Source organism: Actinomadura sp. NPDC000600 (genome assembly GCF_040492135.1).
Classification (GTDB): Bacteria; Actinomycetota; Actinomycetes; order Streptosporangiales; family Streptosporangiaceae; genus Spirillospora.
Genome location: NZ_JBEUPD010000007.1, coordinates 64,799 through 80,718, shown reverse-complemented (window position 1 = coordinate 80,718; position 15,920 = coordinate 64,799). Strand labels below are relative to the sequence as shown.

Here is a 15,920-nt window from a genome sequence, read left to right as displayed (position 1 = left end):
CCGAGCATCACCTGCGGGAACTCTCCGGTAAATGCGCACCGCGATGGGTCAATGCGTCGGAGATTGTGCGATTCGGGGCCTTCAATGACGCTGGGGAAGGGCTGGCAGGACGCGGAGACGGCGGGCAAGCCTGACGTAACGACCAGCCGACGAGAGGCAGTCATGACGACCGAGGTGTCGGACCTGACGCGTGGCGTGCGCGCGCTGGTCGACGACAACATGGAACGGCTCTGGCAGGACCTGGCGTGCCTCGTCGAGATACCCAGCTACGCCGCGAACCCGGAGGGCGTCCAGAACGCCCGCCATGAGGTCGTCCGCCTCTTCCAGCAGGCGGGGATCGCCCATGTGGAGGAGGTGGCGGTCTCCCACGAGGGCAGGACGGCGACGCCCCTCGTCTACGGCGAGCATCCTGCGCCGCCCGTGGCCGGGGCGCCGACGGTGCTGCTCTACGCGCACTACGACGTCCAGCCGCCGGGCGACGGCTGGGACACCCGTCCGTTCATAGCGACGGAGAACGAGATCGCCGGGGTCCGCCGGCTGTACGGCCGGGGCACCGCCGACGACAAGTCCGGGATCTGCATGCACCTGGCCATGCTGCGGATGTTCGGCAAGGACATGCCCGTCAATCTGAAGCTCGTCATCGAGGGCGAGGAGGAGACCGGGACCGGCATCCTCGAGGACTATCTCGCCTCCGAGACGGGTCGCGCGGACCACCGCTTCACCGCCGACCTGATCGTGATGGCCGACACCGGGAACGTCCAGCGCGGGCAGCCCACCATCACGACGAGCCTGCGCGGCCTGGTCGCCGTAGACGTCACGGTGAGCACGCTCCACAGCCCGGTGCACAGCGGCGTGTACGGCGGGCCGGCGCCGGACGCGTTCATGGCCCTCGTCCGCATGCTGGCCGCGCTCCAGGACGACCAGGGCGACGTCCTGCTCCGGCTGGACAAGGAGGACCTCGGGTGGCCGAACGTGCCGGACGACCGGTTCCGCCACGACGCCGGCCTGCTGGAGGACGTGCAGCTGATCGGCACGGGCCCGCTCGCCGAGCGCCTGTACGGCAAGCCGTCCGTGAACGTCGTCGGCCTGGACGGCGTCCCGCCCATGGCCGGTGCCACCAACGCGCTGCGGCCGTCCGTCACCGCGCAGATCAGCGTCCGGCTGGCCCCGCATCAGAACCTCAAACAGGCCCGCGAGGGGCTCACCGCACGGCTCAGGGAGGTGGCCCCCTGGGGCGCACGTGTGGAAGTGACCCCGGCCAATGAGGGCGCGGGGTTCGCAGCCGACCCCAACACGCCCCGTATGAAGGACGCCCACGTCGCCTTGGAGCAGGCGTACGACGGCAAGCCCGTCGCGCACGCCGGGCAGGGCGGGGCGATTCCACTGGCCAGCGCGTTCCGCGCCGCCAACCCGCAGGCGGACATCCTGCTGTGGGGCTGCGAGGAGCCCACGTGCGCCATCCACGCTCCGAACGAGAGCGTCAGCTATTCCGAGCTCCAGTCCATGACGGAGGCGGAGGCCCTGCTGCTGAAGGCGAGCGGCATGCACGCCCGGAAGGGAGATCCACGATGACGCACCCCATCGGCCGTCCCACCACCGAATGCACCGAGCGCGACTGGCAGAACGGGGCTAGGCCCAGCCAACAGGTCTTTGGACCGAGGCCACCGTTCGCCCCCGACCCGCAGGACTTCTTCCTGGACGGCAGTGGGGTGCCGCCCAATAGGCGCAGCACAGTACTGCGCCGCCTGGCCGCCTACCTGTCGGACTGGCGCGACCACATGCTCGGCTACCAGATCAACGAGGACATGGGCGCCTATCAGCAGGACATCGGGCAGTTCCTCACCAGCCACATCAACAACATCGGCGACCCGTTCCAGGAGAGCGGCTACAAGGTCAACTCCAAGGTCGTCGAGCAGGCGGTGCTGTCGTACCTCGCGCGACTCTGGCACGGAACCCCCTACGACCCGAAGGACAAGGAGTCGTGCTGGGGATACGTCCTGAGCATGGGGGCCACCGAGGGCAACATGTACGCGCTGTGGAACGCCCGCGACTACCTCTCCGGCAAGCGGCTGCTCGGCGAGGAGGAGAATGCCCATAAGGACACGCCGATGCGCTACACCTTCCCGAGAGTGCCGCTAAAGAACCCCAACGCCTACTCACCCGTGGTCTTCTACTCGGAGGACACGCACTACTCGTTCACCAAGGCGGTCCAGGTGCTGAACCTGCCGACGTTCAGCGAACTGGGGCGCGCCATGTACCCCGACGACTGCCCGCTCGGCGGCCCCTGGCCGGACGAGGTGCCGTCCGAGCTTCCCTCCGACGGCCCGCCCGACGAGCAGTACTCCACGTTCGGCCCCGGGTCCATCGACGTAACCAAGCTGGCGACGCTGGTCGAGTTCTTCGCCGCCAAGGGCCACCCGATCATCGTCAGCCTGAACTTCGGCAGCACGTTCAAGGGCGCCTACGACAACGTCCGGAGCGTATGCAACCACCTGCTGCCGATCTTCGCCGACCACGGGTTGGTGCAGCGCAGGGTGGAGTACGGCAAGGAGCAGCACGATATCCGGCGCGGGTTCTGGATCCACGTGGACGGGGCACTCGGCGCCGCCTACGTCCCGTTCCTGAGCAGGGCGGCCCGCGACCCCCGCTACGAGTACATGCCCGAGGTGTCCGTCCCCGAGTTCGATTTCGGGCTGACCTCCGGGCTCTTCGGCGACAAACCGCTGATGGGATCGGTGGACATGGTGTCGTCCATCGTGGTCAGCGGGCACAAGTGGATGGGCGCCCCGTGGCCATGTGGGGCCTTCATGACCAAGATCAAGTATCAAATGCAGCCACCGGACAAACCCGAGTACATCGGCTCGCTGGACACCACGTTCGCCGGCTCCCGCAACGGCCTGTCGCCCATAGTCATGTGGGACCACATCGCCCAGAACCCCGACGCCCGCCAGATCGCTCTCAGCACGCACTGCCAGCGAATGGCCGCCTACCTGGTGCGCCAGCTCACCCGCCTGGAACACCGGCTCGCGAAGTTCGGGCCCGGCGGCCTGTGGATCGCCCACACTCCGCTGAGCCTCACCGTCCGGTTCCGGCGTCCGAACCCGGCACTGGTGGCCAAGTGGTCACTGTCGACGGTCACGATGCGCATGCGGCCGGACGACCCGAAGCCGCGCGACATGGCCCACGTCTTCCTGATGGCCTCGGTGACGGAAGAGGAGATCGACGCTTTCGTGGCCGACCTCCACGCATCCGACGCCTTCGACCCACAGGCCACGATCCCCGCCGAACTGTCCACCCCCACCCAGACCTTCGACGGCGAAATCCTCACCGGCGAATCCCCCTACGCCGACCGCGGCTTCACCTGACCCGCCGAGTCCGCGAACTCGCTGATCAACGGGTGACCTCATGCGGTCATAACCGAAATGAACAGGAGAAACGCGTGCGCGTTTCCCCGGGTGATTGAATGAGGCCTCAAGCCATCGCCGATGGGAGGCGACTTGAACGGGCTTCAACAATTCATCCTTGGATGCCTCTTGGTCGTCGTTATCGCGGGCACCGTGGCGTTCATCATAAGGAGAGGGCTCGGCGGGCGAGTGAGCCTGAGCCTCGCCAGCATCTTCGACATCGAGATAGAAATCGAGCCCGCCGACGCCGACGCGGCCCGCGCCGCCGCACGGTCCGCGACGGAAGCCCGCGGCGACATACCTGCCGAAAAGGTCGGTCAGGAGATCGAGAACCTGACCAATGTGCGGCTCGCCCGAGTGCTCTGGGTGGACGACGATCCCGACGGAAACCTGTACGAGACCATTGCCCTCGAAGAACTGGGGCTGTTCGTCACGAAAGCCACCTCGACCGCCGCCGGAGCGGTCTACCTGGGCAGCACGCTGCACTACTCCCTGATCATCAGCGACATCACCCGGCAGGACGACCCGGACGCCGGCGCCGAACTCCTGGCTTTGGCGCGGGACGAGGCCAGCGGCGTTCCGGTCATCTTCTACACATTCGGCAACGAGTCGAAGCACGCGGAACTTCTCGCCGCCGGAGCGAGCGCGGTGGTGCAGACACCCGATGATCTCATTCGAGCGGTGCTGGCCCACCGACCCGGGTGATGCCTCGAATCTCCACGTCCACATCGTTTGAGGACGGCACTGATGCAAACCAGGGATCGCGCGCACCGCTTCGGCGACTGGGCGGACCTGCGCGAGTTATGCCAGAGCGGCAGGGGCGTCGAGGAGCGCTCCTTCTACGCCGGCACGCACGTCGGCAGCAGGATGGAGCAGGTGCGTCGGGCGATCAGTGCCATCCGCATGGGCTGGGAGCGATACGCGCAGTTCAGGGACGAGCTCCACGAATACCTGGGCGTTGACCCAGGACTCGTCGACCCGGAAGAACAAGAGATCCACGAACTGGGGATGGCGGCCCTGTTCTCCCGCCGCCTGGAGTGGTCGGACCTGCGCACCTCCGAGGACGGCGATGACGGCGCGCTGGTCAGGTACTACACCTCAGAGGTCGGATACCGCAGCGTCTTCGGCCTCATCAACCGGGCCTTTCGCGCCGATGACATCACCGCCGACGCGTCCGCCCTGCGCAGCGCCGCCTTCCTCATCGAACTCCTCAGCATCGATCTGTTCAACTATCGCGCCGCCAACGCCCGCGCCGACGACTTCCACGGCACGGTCTACCGGGGGATGTGCGTTTCGCCGGACGTCTTCGCGCGACTGCGTCGTGCTGCGCAGGGGCCCGTAGAGGAGCGGTACCTCTCCGTCCCGCTCGCCATGGTGTCCACCAGCCTGGAGCCCGATCGGGCCATGGAGTTCGCGCTCCGGGAGGCCGCCATGCGACCCGGCTGGAAGCCGGTCCTCTGGCGGATCGAGGTGACCGGACTCCCCTCCGCGCTGCTCGACATCTACCGCGCGGAGTTTCCAAGCAGCGTGGTGACCTCCCTGTGCGCGGTTCCCATACAGGACCTGTCCTACTACTCGCATGAACGGGAGGTACTGCTCCGCGGGCCGTTCTTCCAGATCCTGCGGGTCAGAACGGAACGACTGCGGGACCGCGAGCGCATCAACGTCGTGGACGCCTGCATGCTCAACAGCAATCGGGACCACGTCACGACCATCGCGTCGAACGAAGGTGAGGACCGCCGAGCCAGGGACCTGTTCCGGCGGCTCGTCACCCTTCACCGTTCGGGCCTGTGCGCCGACCGCGCGGCCGCCTACGGCGCCACGGCGGACGCCGAGAGATACCGCGAGATCACCGAAGAGCACCGCCACCACCTGAACCTGTGACCCCACGCTTGATGCCGGACGTGGCGGCCGCCTTCGGAGTCGCCGCGCCCCGTTCACCCTGCTGATCCTCAGCCCGGGACGCGGAACACGTAGGTCTGGACGGGGTCGCTTGGGTGGAGGGGGCCGTCCGTGTTGGCGGCCAGCCATCGGCCGTTAGGGGACCATGCCAGGGCTCCGATGTTCAGGCCGAGTCTGCAGTGCAGGAGCGGACGGCCGTCGGCTACGCGCCAGATCGACGGTTCGTCCCCGGCCTCCCGTCCTTCGGCCTCGGGGCGGGCCGGCCACGGCGCCATGCCGGGCCAGGTGTGCGGTGCGGTGGCGATGTAGGCGCCGTCCGGGCTGGCCGCCACCGATCCGAGACGTCGCACCCCGGCGGTGATGGTGTCCAGGGCGCGGCCGGTCGCGGGGTCCAGGACGTAGACGTTGGGGCCCTGGCAGACGAACATCCGGCTCTCGGCCGCGTCGAAGGCGACGGCATCGGCGGACAGCAGCGAGTCGTCGTCAGGGCCGACCGGCACCGTGCGGTCCGGCGTCCGGGGAGCGGTGACGAAGGCGACCGTGCCGTCCTCGCCGAACTCGACCCGGTAGCGGCCGGTGCGCGACCGCACGTGACCGGCCTGCTGCGGTGCCGGGACCTCCGCGCCAGCGTCCATGTCGTATGCCCACGGTTCCGCGTCGTGGATCCCATAGGCATCGGTGAGCACGATGACGTGCTCTCCCGGTACCCACATGGCGTTGTCCAGGCCGTCGCGCCCGGGGTGGACGCGGGCGCGCTCCGTCCAGCCGTCGGTCTCGTACACCACCAGGCCGCCGTCTTCGCTGGTGACGGCCAGGTACCGCGAATCGTCGGAGAACACCAACCGGTCGAGGACAGGTTCTTCCAGCTCGTCGTACTCGTCGGGTTCCTCCGGGAACGGGGTGAGCGTCGCGACGGGAGAGCGCAGGTCCGGCAGGTGCGGGACGTCCTCGGGACGCAGGTGCTCGGTCGCCGCGTCCCGCGAGGCGCTCCCCAGCACCAGGCCCGGCTCCAGATGGTGCAGCCAGCGAGGGTCGGGGACCCGGATGTCGAAGTCGCCCTGAGCGAAGCGGAACTCGCCCGACCAGCCGTCGCCCCGCTGGTAGTGGTAGTCGCCGTCGAGAAGACCGTAGTCGCCGCCGTCCAGCTGCTCCTTGTGCCCGTCGCGCCCTTCGACGCGCTCCACGAACCATTGGCTGTTCTGTTCGAGCCAGGCGTCGTCCCGGATCCGGGCCGCGGAGATCTCCTCGCGGATCGGGTCGCCGTCCGCCGCCGTCTCCCAGAGCAACCGCACGAAGAAGGCGGCCTCCGAAGGCACCGGCGGGTGGCTGCGCCGCTCGATGTCGTAGCGGACGACGAACACCCGCGCCCGGACGCGGCGCTCGGCGCGATCGAGGTCGAGCACGCGGATCCCGTAGTCGTCTGTCAGCATCGCATCCCCTCCAGGCGTTGAAGCCGAACATGATCACTCATTTCGGGTGCCGGGTTGATCGGAACTGGGAGAGTGGCGCGGATGGGGCCGCATGTGGGAGGAGTGCCGGGCGGTGATCGAGCGGTGGCAGGGCATGGCCGAGGACGGTCGCGGGCGAGGTCTGGGCGGCGGGCACGTCCTTACCGGTCGGGATCGCATTACGGCCTCCTGGCTAGTCGGTTGCTCGGGCTTGCAGGCGGGCCTCCAGGCGGTGAAGGACGCGGTTGCCCAAGCGCAGCCTGCGGACGATCGGATCGGCCAGGCGCACGCCGGGGATGCGGAGCGCCCCGAGAAAGGCGACGCGGGTGCCGTCGCCCTCGGGCGCGGCGGCCATCCCCCCGTGCAGAAATCTGCTTTGCATCCAGCACCATCCCGGGCGGAGAACGACATCGAACCGGGCGCGCTGCCCCAACCTGCCGACGGCGATCGCTTCCAGGTGCTCGCCGTCGGCGTGAGCGATGGACATCGCGCGGACGTCGCCGAGCAGCATGGGGAACTCGGTCTCCAGGTCACCGGCGACCGCCCAGACCTCGTTCACGGAACGGGCGAGCACCAGCTCCGCGTAGGCGGCGCCGGGGATGGACGCGGCCATGATGCGCAGGTGCCGTACCGGGTCGAGATCGGCCACGGGCCAACGGGGCTCGGTCATCCTCGCCATGCCTTCCGGAAGCTCTTGCGTGCTCGGTGGAGACGCGATTTCACCGTTCCCGTGGAGATCTGGAGCAGCTTGCCCACGGTCCGTTCGTCCAGGCCTTCGACATCGCGCAGGACCAGAACGGCGCGGTGCTCGGGTGAGAGCCGATCGAGGAGGTCGCGGACGTCGGCGGCCTCTTGCAGATCTCCCGTTTGGGGCACGGCGTCAAGGTCGATTGGCTCCGCGGGCGGCCCGGACCGGCGCGCGGTCCGGACGGCTTCACGGATCGCGATGGCCCGTACCCAGCCGAACAGAGCGGCGGGCTCGCGCAGGCGGGAGATCCCGCGGAACACGGCGATCAACGTCTCCTGCGCCGCATCCGGGCCGTCCTCCAGGGCGATGGGCCCGCAGAGCCTGCCGACGTAGGGCGCCAGCAGATCGAGCAGTGCCTGCATGGCCATGCTGTCGCCGCGCTGCGCACCCCGGACCAGCGCGGCGACGTACTCGGGATCAGCCGTCACGCAGCGTGCTCCAGCCTGGTCATATGCGCGCCCGGGCTGGAGCCGGCGCCCGGTCGGCCCGGCTCCGCGCGAGTGGCCTGTTCTGAACGGTGGTCTCTGTCGCGGGGAAGAGCTCCCGGATGGTCGCGGCGACCAGTTCGGGGCGTTCGTCAGCAAGGTAGTGCCCACCGGGGACGATTCTGGAGTCCAGTTCATCAGCGTGATCGGCCCCGCCCTCCAGCATTTCCGGAACGAACGCGAAGTCGCCCGCGCCGAGCAGGACCGTCGCGGGAACGGCGAGGCGTTCGCGGCGGAAACGGCCGGTGGCGAGGGCGGGTATGTCATGCAGCACGTACTGCCAATGCAGGGCGCGTCCCGCATGGGCGTGAGCCCGCGAACGCACCGACGCCACGAACTCCTCCAGCTCGCCGGCGCGCCAGCAGGCAGGGTCGACGACGCCCCGGCGCAGGTGGTAGCGGGTGAACCCCGGCCAGTGCCGCAAGATCGCGCCGCCCAGCAGGGGGTACTCCCACAGGGCGGTGTACCACATGCGCCAGGCATTCCGGCGGGTGGCGCGCTGGTCGGGCCAGGGATGGACGATGTTGAGCGCGAGGAACCGGGTGAACCGGTCGGGCGCGTCCAGACACGCCCTGAAGCCGGCCCAGGCGCCCCACTCATGCCCGACCAGGCCGACCCGGTCGAGCCCGAGGGCGTCCATGACCGCGAGCATGTCGGCGGCCCGGTCGCGAGTGCCGTACCCCCGGTAGGGCGCGTCCGACCAGCCTGCCCCGCGCATGTCGGGCATCACCAGGCGGTAGCGGTCGGCGAGCCGAGGAATCAAATGTCGCCACGCGTACCAGTGCTGCGGGAAGCCGTGCAGGAACAGCAAGGGCGGCCCTTCCCCCGCTCCGGCGACATGGAAGCGCATTGCGCGCGCTTCCACGAAGCGGTGCTCGACGCCGTCCACCCAGGGCATTTGCCGAGATGAGCGCATGCATGCCTCCCCTTGAACTCTGTCTGTCAGAGGTAAGGAGGCGCCTGAGACGCCGAACGTTCCACACGAGTGCCGACTTTCTCGCTCGGAGTCGCACCGCCGACACCTCAGGACGGTCGCCCGCCGGTCCATCCGACCGCGCCGCCCGCACCGAACTCGACCCGGTAGCGACCGGTGCGCGACCGCACGTGACCTGCCTCCTGTGCTGCCGGGACCTCCGCGCCGGCGTCCCGTCGTATGCCCGCGGTTCCGCATCGTGGATCCCGAAAGCCTCGGTGAGGACGAGCGACGGCGGGTGGCTGCGCCTCGTCGTGAGCCTTCTTGCTCTGCCACGGGGTGATCTTGTGGGACATAATCGGCTTCTTCGAGGCGACGCCGGATACCGGAGGGGCGCGTGACCCGGGAGGCACACCTGGATCGGATCGGCGGGCGCTACCGGTTGATGGAAGTGCTCGGATCGGGCGGGTTCGGGCGGGTATGGAAGGCCCACGACGAGACCCTCGGCGTGGACGTCGCGGTCAAGGAGGTGCGGCTGCCGCCGACCGCGTCTGACGCGGAACGCGACGAGTTCCTGATCCGGGCGAAGCGCGAGGCCCGCAACGCTGCCCGGCTGCGGGACCATCCCGGCATCGTCCCCGTGCACGACGTGGTGATCGAGGACGGCGTCCCGTGGATCGTCATGCGCCTCGTCGACGGCAGTTCCCTGGCGGATCGGCTCAAGGAGCGGCGGAGCATCACCGCCGAGGAGACCGCGAAGATCGCCGAGGCGCTATTGAAGGCGCTGGACGCGGCGCACATGGCCGGGGTCGTCCACCGCGACGTCAAACCGGCGAACGTGATGCTCACCGAGGCCGGGGAGGTGCTGCTCGCCGACTTCGGCATCGCGGTCCACCAGACGGACACGGCGATGACGGCGTCCGGTGCGGTCATCGGCTCGATGGAGTACCTCGCGCCCGAGCGGCTGCGCGGCAAGAACAACGGCACGGCCGGGGACCTGTTCTCCCTGGGTGTCACCCTCTACCGGTGCGTGGAAGGCGTGTCGCCGTTCCGACGCGACACCCCGGCCGAGACCGTCACGGCGCTGCTGCGCGACGATCCCCCGCCGCCGACGCAGGCCGGGAGGCTCACGCGGCTGATCGTCCGGCTGCTCGACAAGGACCCCGCGACCCGTCCCAGCGCCGCCGAGGCCCTGGACCTCATGGACACTCCGCAGGACCCGGACGAGCGGCCCACCGAACGCGCCTCCTCCCAGAACCGGCACCTGGAGGAGATCGCGAGCCGCTGGTCACGGCCCCGCATCAACCGGAAGATGCTCGCGATCGGGATCTGCGCGACGATCCCCGCGGCTTTCCTGGTCGCGATGTCGGCGTACGCCCAGCCCGCCGAGCGCGCCGAGCCGGACGACTGCGTCCACGCCAAGAGCTCGGAGACCGGCAAGCGGGGAACCTGGCGGAAGCACCCCTGCTGGCTGAGCATGCCGTGGGCGGAGAACTACCGGGTCGTCTACCACTACGACGAGGAGACGTCCTGCTCCAGCTTCACGAAGACGCTGGTGCTGCCCGCGAAGAAGGGGCCGGTCACCCTGTGCCTGGTCCCCGACGAGTGAGCCTGTTCAACGGCGGGGCGCCCGGTCAGTCCGAGTGGATCGAATGCCAGGCGCCCGCGGTCGGTGGGCTCAGAGGACGAGGACGGTGACAGGGGGCGACGTGGAGGCCTCGCAATGGCGGTCGCCGCTGTAGACGGCGGTGATGGTGTGGCGGCCGGTGGTGCGGAAGCCGGTGACCAGGAAGGCCACGCCTGCGAGCACGGGGACGGTTCCCAGGCTGGTGGCGCCATCACGGAACTCGATCGTGCCCGTGGGGAGGCCCTCGTCGCAGAGGACACGGGCGAGGAGGGTTGTCCGTAGGTAGCGCAGCGTCACCCGGGGCAATGCGGATGCCACGGTGGTCGAGGGGCCCTTGTTGACGGTGAGGGTAATCGGGCCGGACTCCGCAGGCGGGCAGCCGTCGTCCCCGCCGTAGACGGCGGTGATGGTGTGGGTACCGGCCTCGAACCTCCAGCCGAGGGTGGCGGTGCCTTCGTCCAGGTCGGCGGAGCCCAGGACGGTGGCGCCGTCGCGGAACTCGACCGTGCCTGTGGGCGTGCCTCCGCTGCAGGTGACCGTGGCGGTCAGGGTGACCAGGTGATGGACCTGGGTCGGGTTGGGATCGGCGGTGACCGTGACCGCCGAGGTGGCGCCCTCGCTGATCGCGATGCCGTACGGGTAGGGGCCGACGCCGGGGATGGTGAGGGTCACGGTGTAGGTCGCGGTGTCGATCACCGACACCGTGTCCTCGTAGTGGTTGGTGACGTAGGCGGTGCGTCCGTCCGGGGTGACCGCCACGCCGACCGGGGCGTTCCCGACGGTGATGGTGGTGGTGACGGTGTTGGAGGCGGTGTCGATCACCGACACCGTGTCGTCGTTGCGGTTGGTGACATAGGCGACGCCTCCCTCGGGAGAGACGGCCACGCCGTACGGGTAGTTTCCAACGGGAATGGTAGAGGTCACGATGTTCGTGGCGGTGTCGAGCACCGAGACTGTGGCGTCCTCGCCGTTGGTGACATAGGCGGTGCCGCCATCCGGAGTGACCGCGATCCCGTACGGTGCGCCGCCGACGGGAACGGTGGCGGTCACAGTGTTCGTCGCGGTATCGATCACCGACACCGTGCCGTCCGCGTTGTTGACGACGTAGACGCCGCCACCGTCCGGGGAGACCGCCACACCGAGCGGACCGCCGCCCACGGTGATTCTGGCCGTCACGGTGTTCGCGGCCGCGTCGATCACCGACACGGTGTTGTCCCCGTTGTTGACGATGTAGACGCTGCCACCGTCCGGGGTGACCACCACCCCGTAAGGGGCGCTGCCGACGGGAACGGCGGTGGCCACGGTGTTCGTCGCGGTATCGATCACCGACACCGTGTCGTCCCCGGCGTTGGTGACGTATACGCCGCCGCCGTTCGGGGTCACCGCCACCCCGTACGGGTGGCTGCCGACGCCGATCGTGGCGGCCACCGCGTTGGTGACGGTGTCGATCACCGACACCGCGTCACCCTCCAGATCAGCGACGTAGGCCACCGTCATGGTGAGGGCGTCGGCGGACAGGGCGGCCCGGAAGGACGAGTCGCGAGCTGCACGGCTGGATATCCGCGCGCGTCTGCGGAAGAGGTCGGCCGGGGAGATATCGACGGGCATGGGGATTGCTCCGAGTTCGGAAAGAGAGATCGTCGAGCGACGAGCGAATGTCGCGTCTACTCTGCGACAGCTCACCTTGAGAAATCGACTCACTACTTAGAGTGTCCGCCATTCTTGATCCCCAAACAGCCATCTCCAGCGAAATGCGCAGAACGGCTGCCGGCACATTCATTGATCAGAACACGACCGCCCGGACACGGCGTTCCGGGGCGGGCCCTCTGCCGGGCGCCCGCGGAGTGTCGCCGACCCGCTGGCGGTGGGGTCAGCGGACGGTGACGGTGACGGGGGGCGAGGTGGAGGCCTCGCAGTGCTGGTCTCCGCTGTAGAGGGCGGTGATGCTGTGGGCGCCGGTGGTGGTGAAGCTGGTGATCAGGCGGGCGAAGCCTGTGGTCAGGGGGATGGTTCCCAGGCTGGTGGTGCCGTCGAAGAACTCGACCGTTCCGGTGGGGAGGATTCCTCCGCAGAGCACCCGGGCGAGGAGGGTGACCTGCCGGTTCCGCAACGTCACGCGTGGTAGTGCCGAGGCCACGGTGGTGGAGGCGCCCTTGTTGACGGTGAGGGTGATCGGGCTGGACTCCGCGGCCGGGCAGCCGTCGCCCCCACCGTAGACGGCGGTGATGGTGTGGGCGCCCGCCTCGAATTGCCGGACGAGCGTGGCGGTGCCGTTGCGCAGGCGGGCGGAGCCCAGGACGGTGGCGCCGTCTCGGAACTCGACCGCGCCGGCCGGGGTGCCCTCGCTGCAGGTGACCGTGGCGGTCAGGGTGACCAGGCGATGGACCTGTGCCGGGTTGGGCTCGGCGATGACCGTGACCGCCGAGGAGGTGGCGCTCGCGCCGATCGCGATGGCGGACGGGTAGGGGCCGACGCCGGGGATGGTGAGGGTCACGGTGTCGGTGGCGGCATCGATCACCGACACCGTGTTCGCGCCGGAGTTGGTGACGTAGACGCTGCCGCCGTCCGGAGCGACCGCCACCCCGTACGGGCCGCTGCCGACCGGGATGGTGGTGCTCACGGTATTGGCGGCGGCATCGATCACCGACACCGCGTCGATCCCGATGTCGGCGACATAGACGCGGCTCCCGTCCGGCGTGACCGCCACGCCGTAGGGATAGCTGTAGTCGCCGAGGGGGATGGTGGCGGTCACGGCATTGGCGGCAGTGTCGATCAACGAAACCGTGAAATCCGCGACGTCGGTGACATAGACGCCGGCCCCGTCCGGCGTGACCGCCACCTGGTATGGGGCACTGCCTACGGAGATGGTGGCGCTCACGGTATCGGCGGCAGTGTCGATTACCGAAACCGTGCCATCCCCGTTGTCGGCGACATAGACGCGGCCCCCATCCGGGGTGACCGCCACCCCGGACGGAGTGCTGCCTACGGGAATGGTGGCGGTCACGGTATCGGTGGCAGTGTCGATCACCGAGACCGTGCCATCGCTGCCGTTGCTGACGTAGACGCGGCCGCCGTCCGGCGTGATCGCTACCCCGTACGGGTAGTTGCCGACGAGGATGGTGGCGGTCACGGTGTTCGTGGCGGCGTCGATCACCGAGAGCGTGCCGTCCACGGTGTTGGTGACGTAGACGGTGCCGCCGTCCGGGGCGACCGCCACGCCCTCCGGAAAGTTGCCGACAGGGATCGTGGCGGCCACCACGTTGGTGACGGTGTCGATCACCGACACCGCGCCGCCCTCCATATCGGTGACATACGCCGTCGTAGCCGCCTCGGTGGGCAGGGCGGACCGGAGGGACGAAGCGGGTGTGGTACGACCGGATATCCGCACGTGTGGCAGTCGGAGGTCGGCCGGGGAGATATCGGCAGGCATGGGGGCTGCTCCAAGTTGTGGAAGGTGATCGCCGAACGGCGGGCGCATATTGCCTCTCACCTGCGGCATTTCACCATGAGGATTCGACTCACTACTTAGAGTGTCCGGCATTCTTGATCCTCAAACAGCCGTCTCCAGGAAACACGCAGAACGATCGGCGGGCACATTTATCGATCAGGTCAGCCGTCCGACCTGGGACTCCGGGATGGCACCCACGTGCCGGCGCGCCATTCCTCGGGCATCGGACGCGGCTTCCGGGCCGGCCTGCATCGAGTGGCGCAGGCACTTTCAACAATGGGCGCCTGGGCGGCCCGGGTGTCTCGTCTGCCAGGCGCCCACGAGCTGTCGTCGGCCCGTCGCGGCGCGATCAGCGGACGATGACGGTGACGGGGGGCGACGTGGAGGACTCGCAGTTCTGGTCGCCGCTGTAGAGGGCGGTGACGGTGTGGTTGCCGGTGGTGGTGAAGGTGGTGACCAGGGAGGCGAAGCCCGCGGTCAGGGGGATCGTTCCCAGGGTGGTGGCGCCGTCGCGGAACTCGACTGTGCCCGAGGGGAAGGTTCCGCCGCACGCGACGCGGGCGAGGAGGGTGACCCGCCGGTTCACCAGCGTCACGCGCGGCAGCGCCGAGGCCACGGTGACCGAGGCGCTCTTGTTGACGGTCAGGGTGATCGGACTGGACTCCGCGGCCGGGCAGGTGCCGTCCCCGCTGTAGACGGCGGTGATGGCGCGGGCGCCGCCATCGAACTGTCGGACGAGGGAGGCGGTGCCGTTGCGCAAGCGGACAGAACCCAGGCTGGTGCCGCCGTCGCGGAACTCGACCGTGCCGGTGGGGGTGCCCTCAAGGCAGGTGACCGTGGCGGTCAGAGTGACCGGTTGACGGACCCGGGCCGGGTTGGGCGACGCCTTGACGGTGACGGCGGACCTGGCACCCGGGGTGATCGCGATGCCGTAGGGGCCCGGGCCGACACCGGTGATGGTGGTGGTCACCTCGCGGGTGGCAGTGTCGATCACTTGCACCAAGCCGCTGCGGTAGAGGGTGACGTATAGGGCGGTGCCATCAGGGGTGATCGCGACCCCGCTGGCGCCGACGCCCCCGACGGGGATGGTGCCGGTCACCGTGTTGGCGGCCGTGTCGATCACCGACACCGAGTCGTAGAAGCTGGCGACGTAGAGGGTGGAGCCGTCCGAGGTGACCGCCATGCCGACCGGCCCGACGCCGACGGCGATGGTGGCGGTCACCGCACGGGCGGCGGTATCGACCACGACCACCTTGCCGGCTGCGAAATCGGTGGCGTAGAGGGTACCGCCGTCCGGGCTGACCGCCAGCTCGGCCGGTGCGCCGCCGGTGGAGATGCCGGCGGCCACGGTGTTGGTCGCCGTGTCGATCACCGACACCGTGCCGCTGGTCAGGTTGCCGACGTAGACGGCGGTGCCGTCCGGGCCGACCGCCACGCCGCCGGGAAAGCCGCCGACGTTGATGGTGGTGGACACGGTGTCGGTGGCGGTGTCGATCACTGCCACCCGGCCCTCGCCGGAGGCGGCGACGTAGACGGCGCCGCCGTCAGGCGTGACGGACAGCCCGTAGGGGCCGACGCCGACGGTGATGGTGGCGGTCACCGTATTGGTGGCGGCGTCGATCACCGACACCGAATTGCCGTTGCGGTTGGTGACGTAGACGGTTGCGCCGTCGGGGGTGATCGCCGCCCACGCCGGGCCGGAGCCGACGGGGATACCGGCGGCCACCACGTTGGTGGTCGTGTCGATCACCGACACCGTATTGCCATCGAGGTTGGCGACATAGGCCAATGTCGCGGTCACCGCTGCCACGGGCAGATCGAGCAAGGCCGAAGTGGCGGTGCGGGCGGGCTTCAGAGTGCGCGAATGCGGCAAATGCGCTGGGATTCCGGTGGACATGGGGCTGCTCCGGGTTTTGAGACGATGAGCGGCAGCGGGCGCCTCGGG

12 protein-coding genes are annotated in these 15,920 nt (G+C 69.1%); 5 read left to right on the top strand and 7 right to left on the bottom strand.

Annotated features, from left to right (window positions below; genetic code table 11):
- Positions 1-162 precede the first annotated feature (162 nt).
- The 4 genes from ABWI07_RS12725 (at position 163) to ABWI07_RS12710 (ending at position 5,288) form a co-directional block, all read left to right on the top strand.
- Entirely contained in the window at positions 163-1,572 is a 1,410-nt protein-coding gene (locus tag ABWI07_RS12725; RefSeq protein WP_353818624.1) for a M20/M25/M40 family metallo-hydrolase, read from the top strand.
- Positions 1,569-3,365 carry a PLP-dependent aminotransferase family protein gene (locus ABWI07_RS12720; RefSeq protein ID WP_353818623.1) on the top strand — a complete coding sequence of 599 codons (1,797 nt, stop codon included), beginning with the start codon at positions 1,569-1,571 and terminating at the stop codon, positions 3,363-3,365. The genes ABWI07_RS12725 and ABWI07_RS12720 overlap by 4 nt, the downstream gene beginning before the upstream one ends.
- A 132-nt stretch (positions 3,366-3,497) precedes the next feature.
- Positions 3,498-4,109, top strand: a complete 612-nt coding sequence (locus tag ABWI07_RS12715) for a DNA-binding transcriptional response regulator (protein WP_160160974.1) — start codon at positions 3,498-3,500, stop codon at positions 4,107-4,109.
- A 42-nt stretch (positions 4,110-4,151) separates the two neighbouring features.
- Positions 4,152-5,288 (top strand): ADP-ribosyltransferase family protein, encoded by a 1,137-nt coding sequence (locus ABWI07_RS12710; protein ID WP_353818622.1) that lies wholly within the window; start codon positions 4,152-4,154, stop codon positions 5,286-5,288.
- A 68-nt stretch (positions 5,289-5,356) separates the two neighbouring features.
- Here the strand turns inward: ABWI07_RS12710 and ABWI07_RS12705 are convergent, their stop codons facing one another.
- The 4 genes from ABWI07_RS12705 to ABWI07_RS12690 all read right to left on the bottom strand — a co-directional run bounded on the left by ABWI07_RS12705 (position 5,357) and on the right by ABWI07_RS12690 (position 8,876).
- The gene (locus ABWI07_RS12705) at positions 5,357-6,736 is read right to left on the bottom strand and encodes a WD40 repeat domain-containing protein (RefSeq protein WP_353818621.1); all 1,380 of its coding nucleotides are present in this window, start codon (positions 6,734-6,736) and stop codon (positions 5,357-5,359) included.
- A gap of 211 nt (positions 6,737-6,947) precedes the next feature.
- Positions 6,948-7,424, bottom strand: coding sequence for a hypothetical protein (locus tag ABWI07_RS12700; RefSeq protein WP_353818620.1), 477 nt, complete (start codon positions 7,422-7,424; stop codon positions 6,948-6,950).
- Positions 7,421-7,930 (bottom strand): RNA polymerase sigma factor, encoded by a 510-nt coding sequence (locus tag ABWI07_RS12695; protein ID WP_353818619.1) that lies wholly within the window; start codon positions 7,928-7,930, stop codon positions 7,421-7,423. The genes ABWI07_RS12700 and ABWI07_RS12695 overlap by 4 nt, the downstream gene beginning before the upstream one ends.
- A gap of 19 nt (positions 7,931-7,949) precedes the next feature.
- The gene (locus ABWI07_RS12690) at positions 7,950-8,876 is read right to left on the bottom strand and encodes an alpha/beta fold hydrolase (protein ID WP_353818618.1); all 927 of its coding nucleotides are present in this window, start codon (positions 8,874-8,876) and stop codon (positions 7,950-7,952) included.
- A gap of 421 nt (positions 8,877-9,297) precedes the next feature.
- Between ABWI07_RS12690 and ABWI07_RS12685 the strand changes: the two genes are divergently transcribed.
- Positions 9,298-10,509: a serine/threonine-protein kinase gene (locus ABWI07_RS12685; protein ID WP_353818617.1), complete on the top strand. Its 1,212-nt coding sequence runs from the start codon at positions 9,298-9,300 to the stop codon at positions 10,507-10,509.
- Between the two features lie 69 nt (positions 10,510-10,578).
- Here the strand turns inward: ABWI07_RS12685 and ABWI07_RS12680 are convergent, their stop codons facing one another.
- From ABWI07_RS12680 to ABWI07_RS12670, 3 genes are all read right to left on the bottom strand, one after another.
- Positions 10,579-12,135, bottom strand: a complete 1,557-nt coding sequence (locus ABWI07_RS12680) for an Ig-like domain repeat protein (RefSeq protein WP_353818616.1) — start codon at positions 12,133-12,135, stop codon at positions 10,579-10,581.
- A 262-nt stretch (positions 12,136-12,397) separates the two neighbouring features.
- Entirely contained in the window at positions 12,398-13,957 is a 1,560-nt protein-coding gene (locus ABWI07_RS12675) for an Ig-like domain repeat protein (RefSeq protein WP_353818615.1), read from the bottom strand.
- 367 nt (positions 13,958-14,324) lie between these two features.
- Positions 14,325-15,872 (bottom strand): Ig-like domain repeat protein, encoded by a 1,548-nt coding sequence (locus ABWI07_RS12670; protein ID WP_353818614.1) that lies wholly within the window; start codon positions 15,870-15,872, stop codon positions 14,325-14,327.
- Positions 15,873-15,920 lie beyond the last annotated feature (48 nt).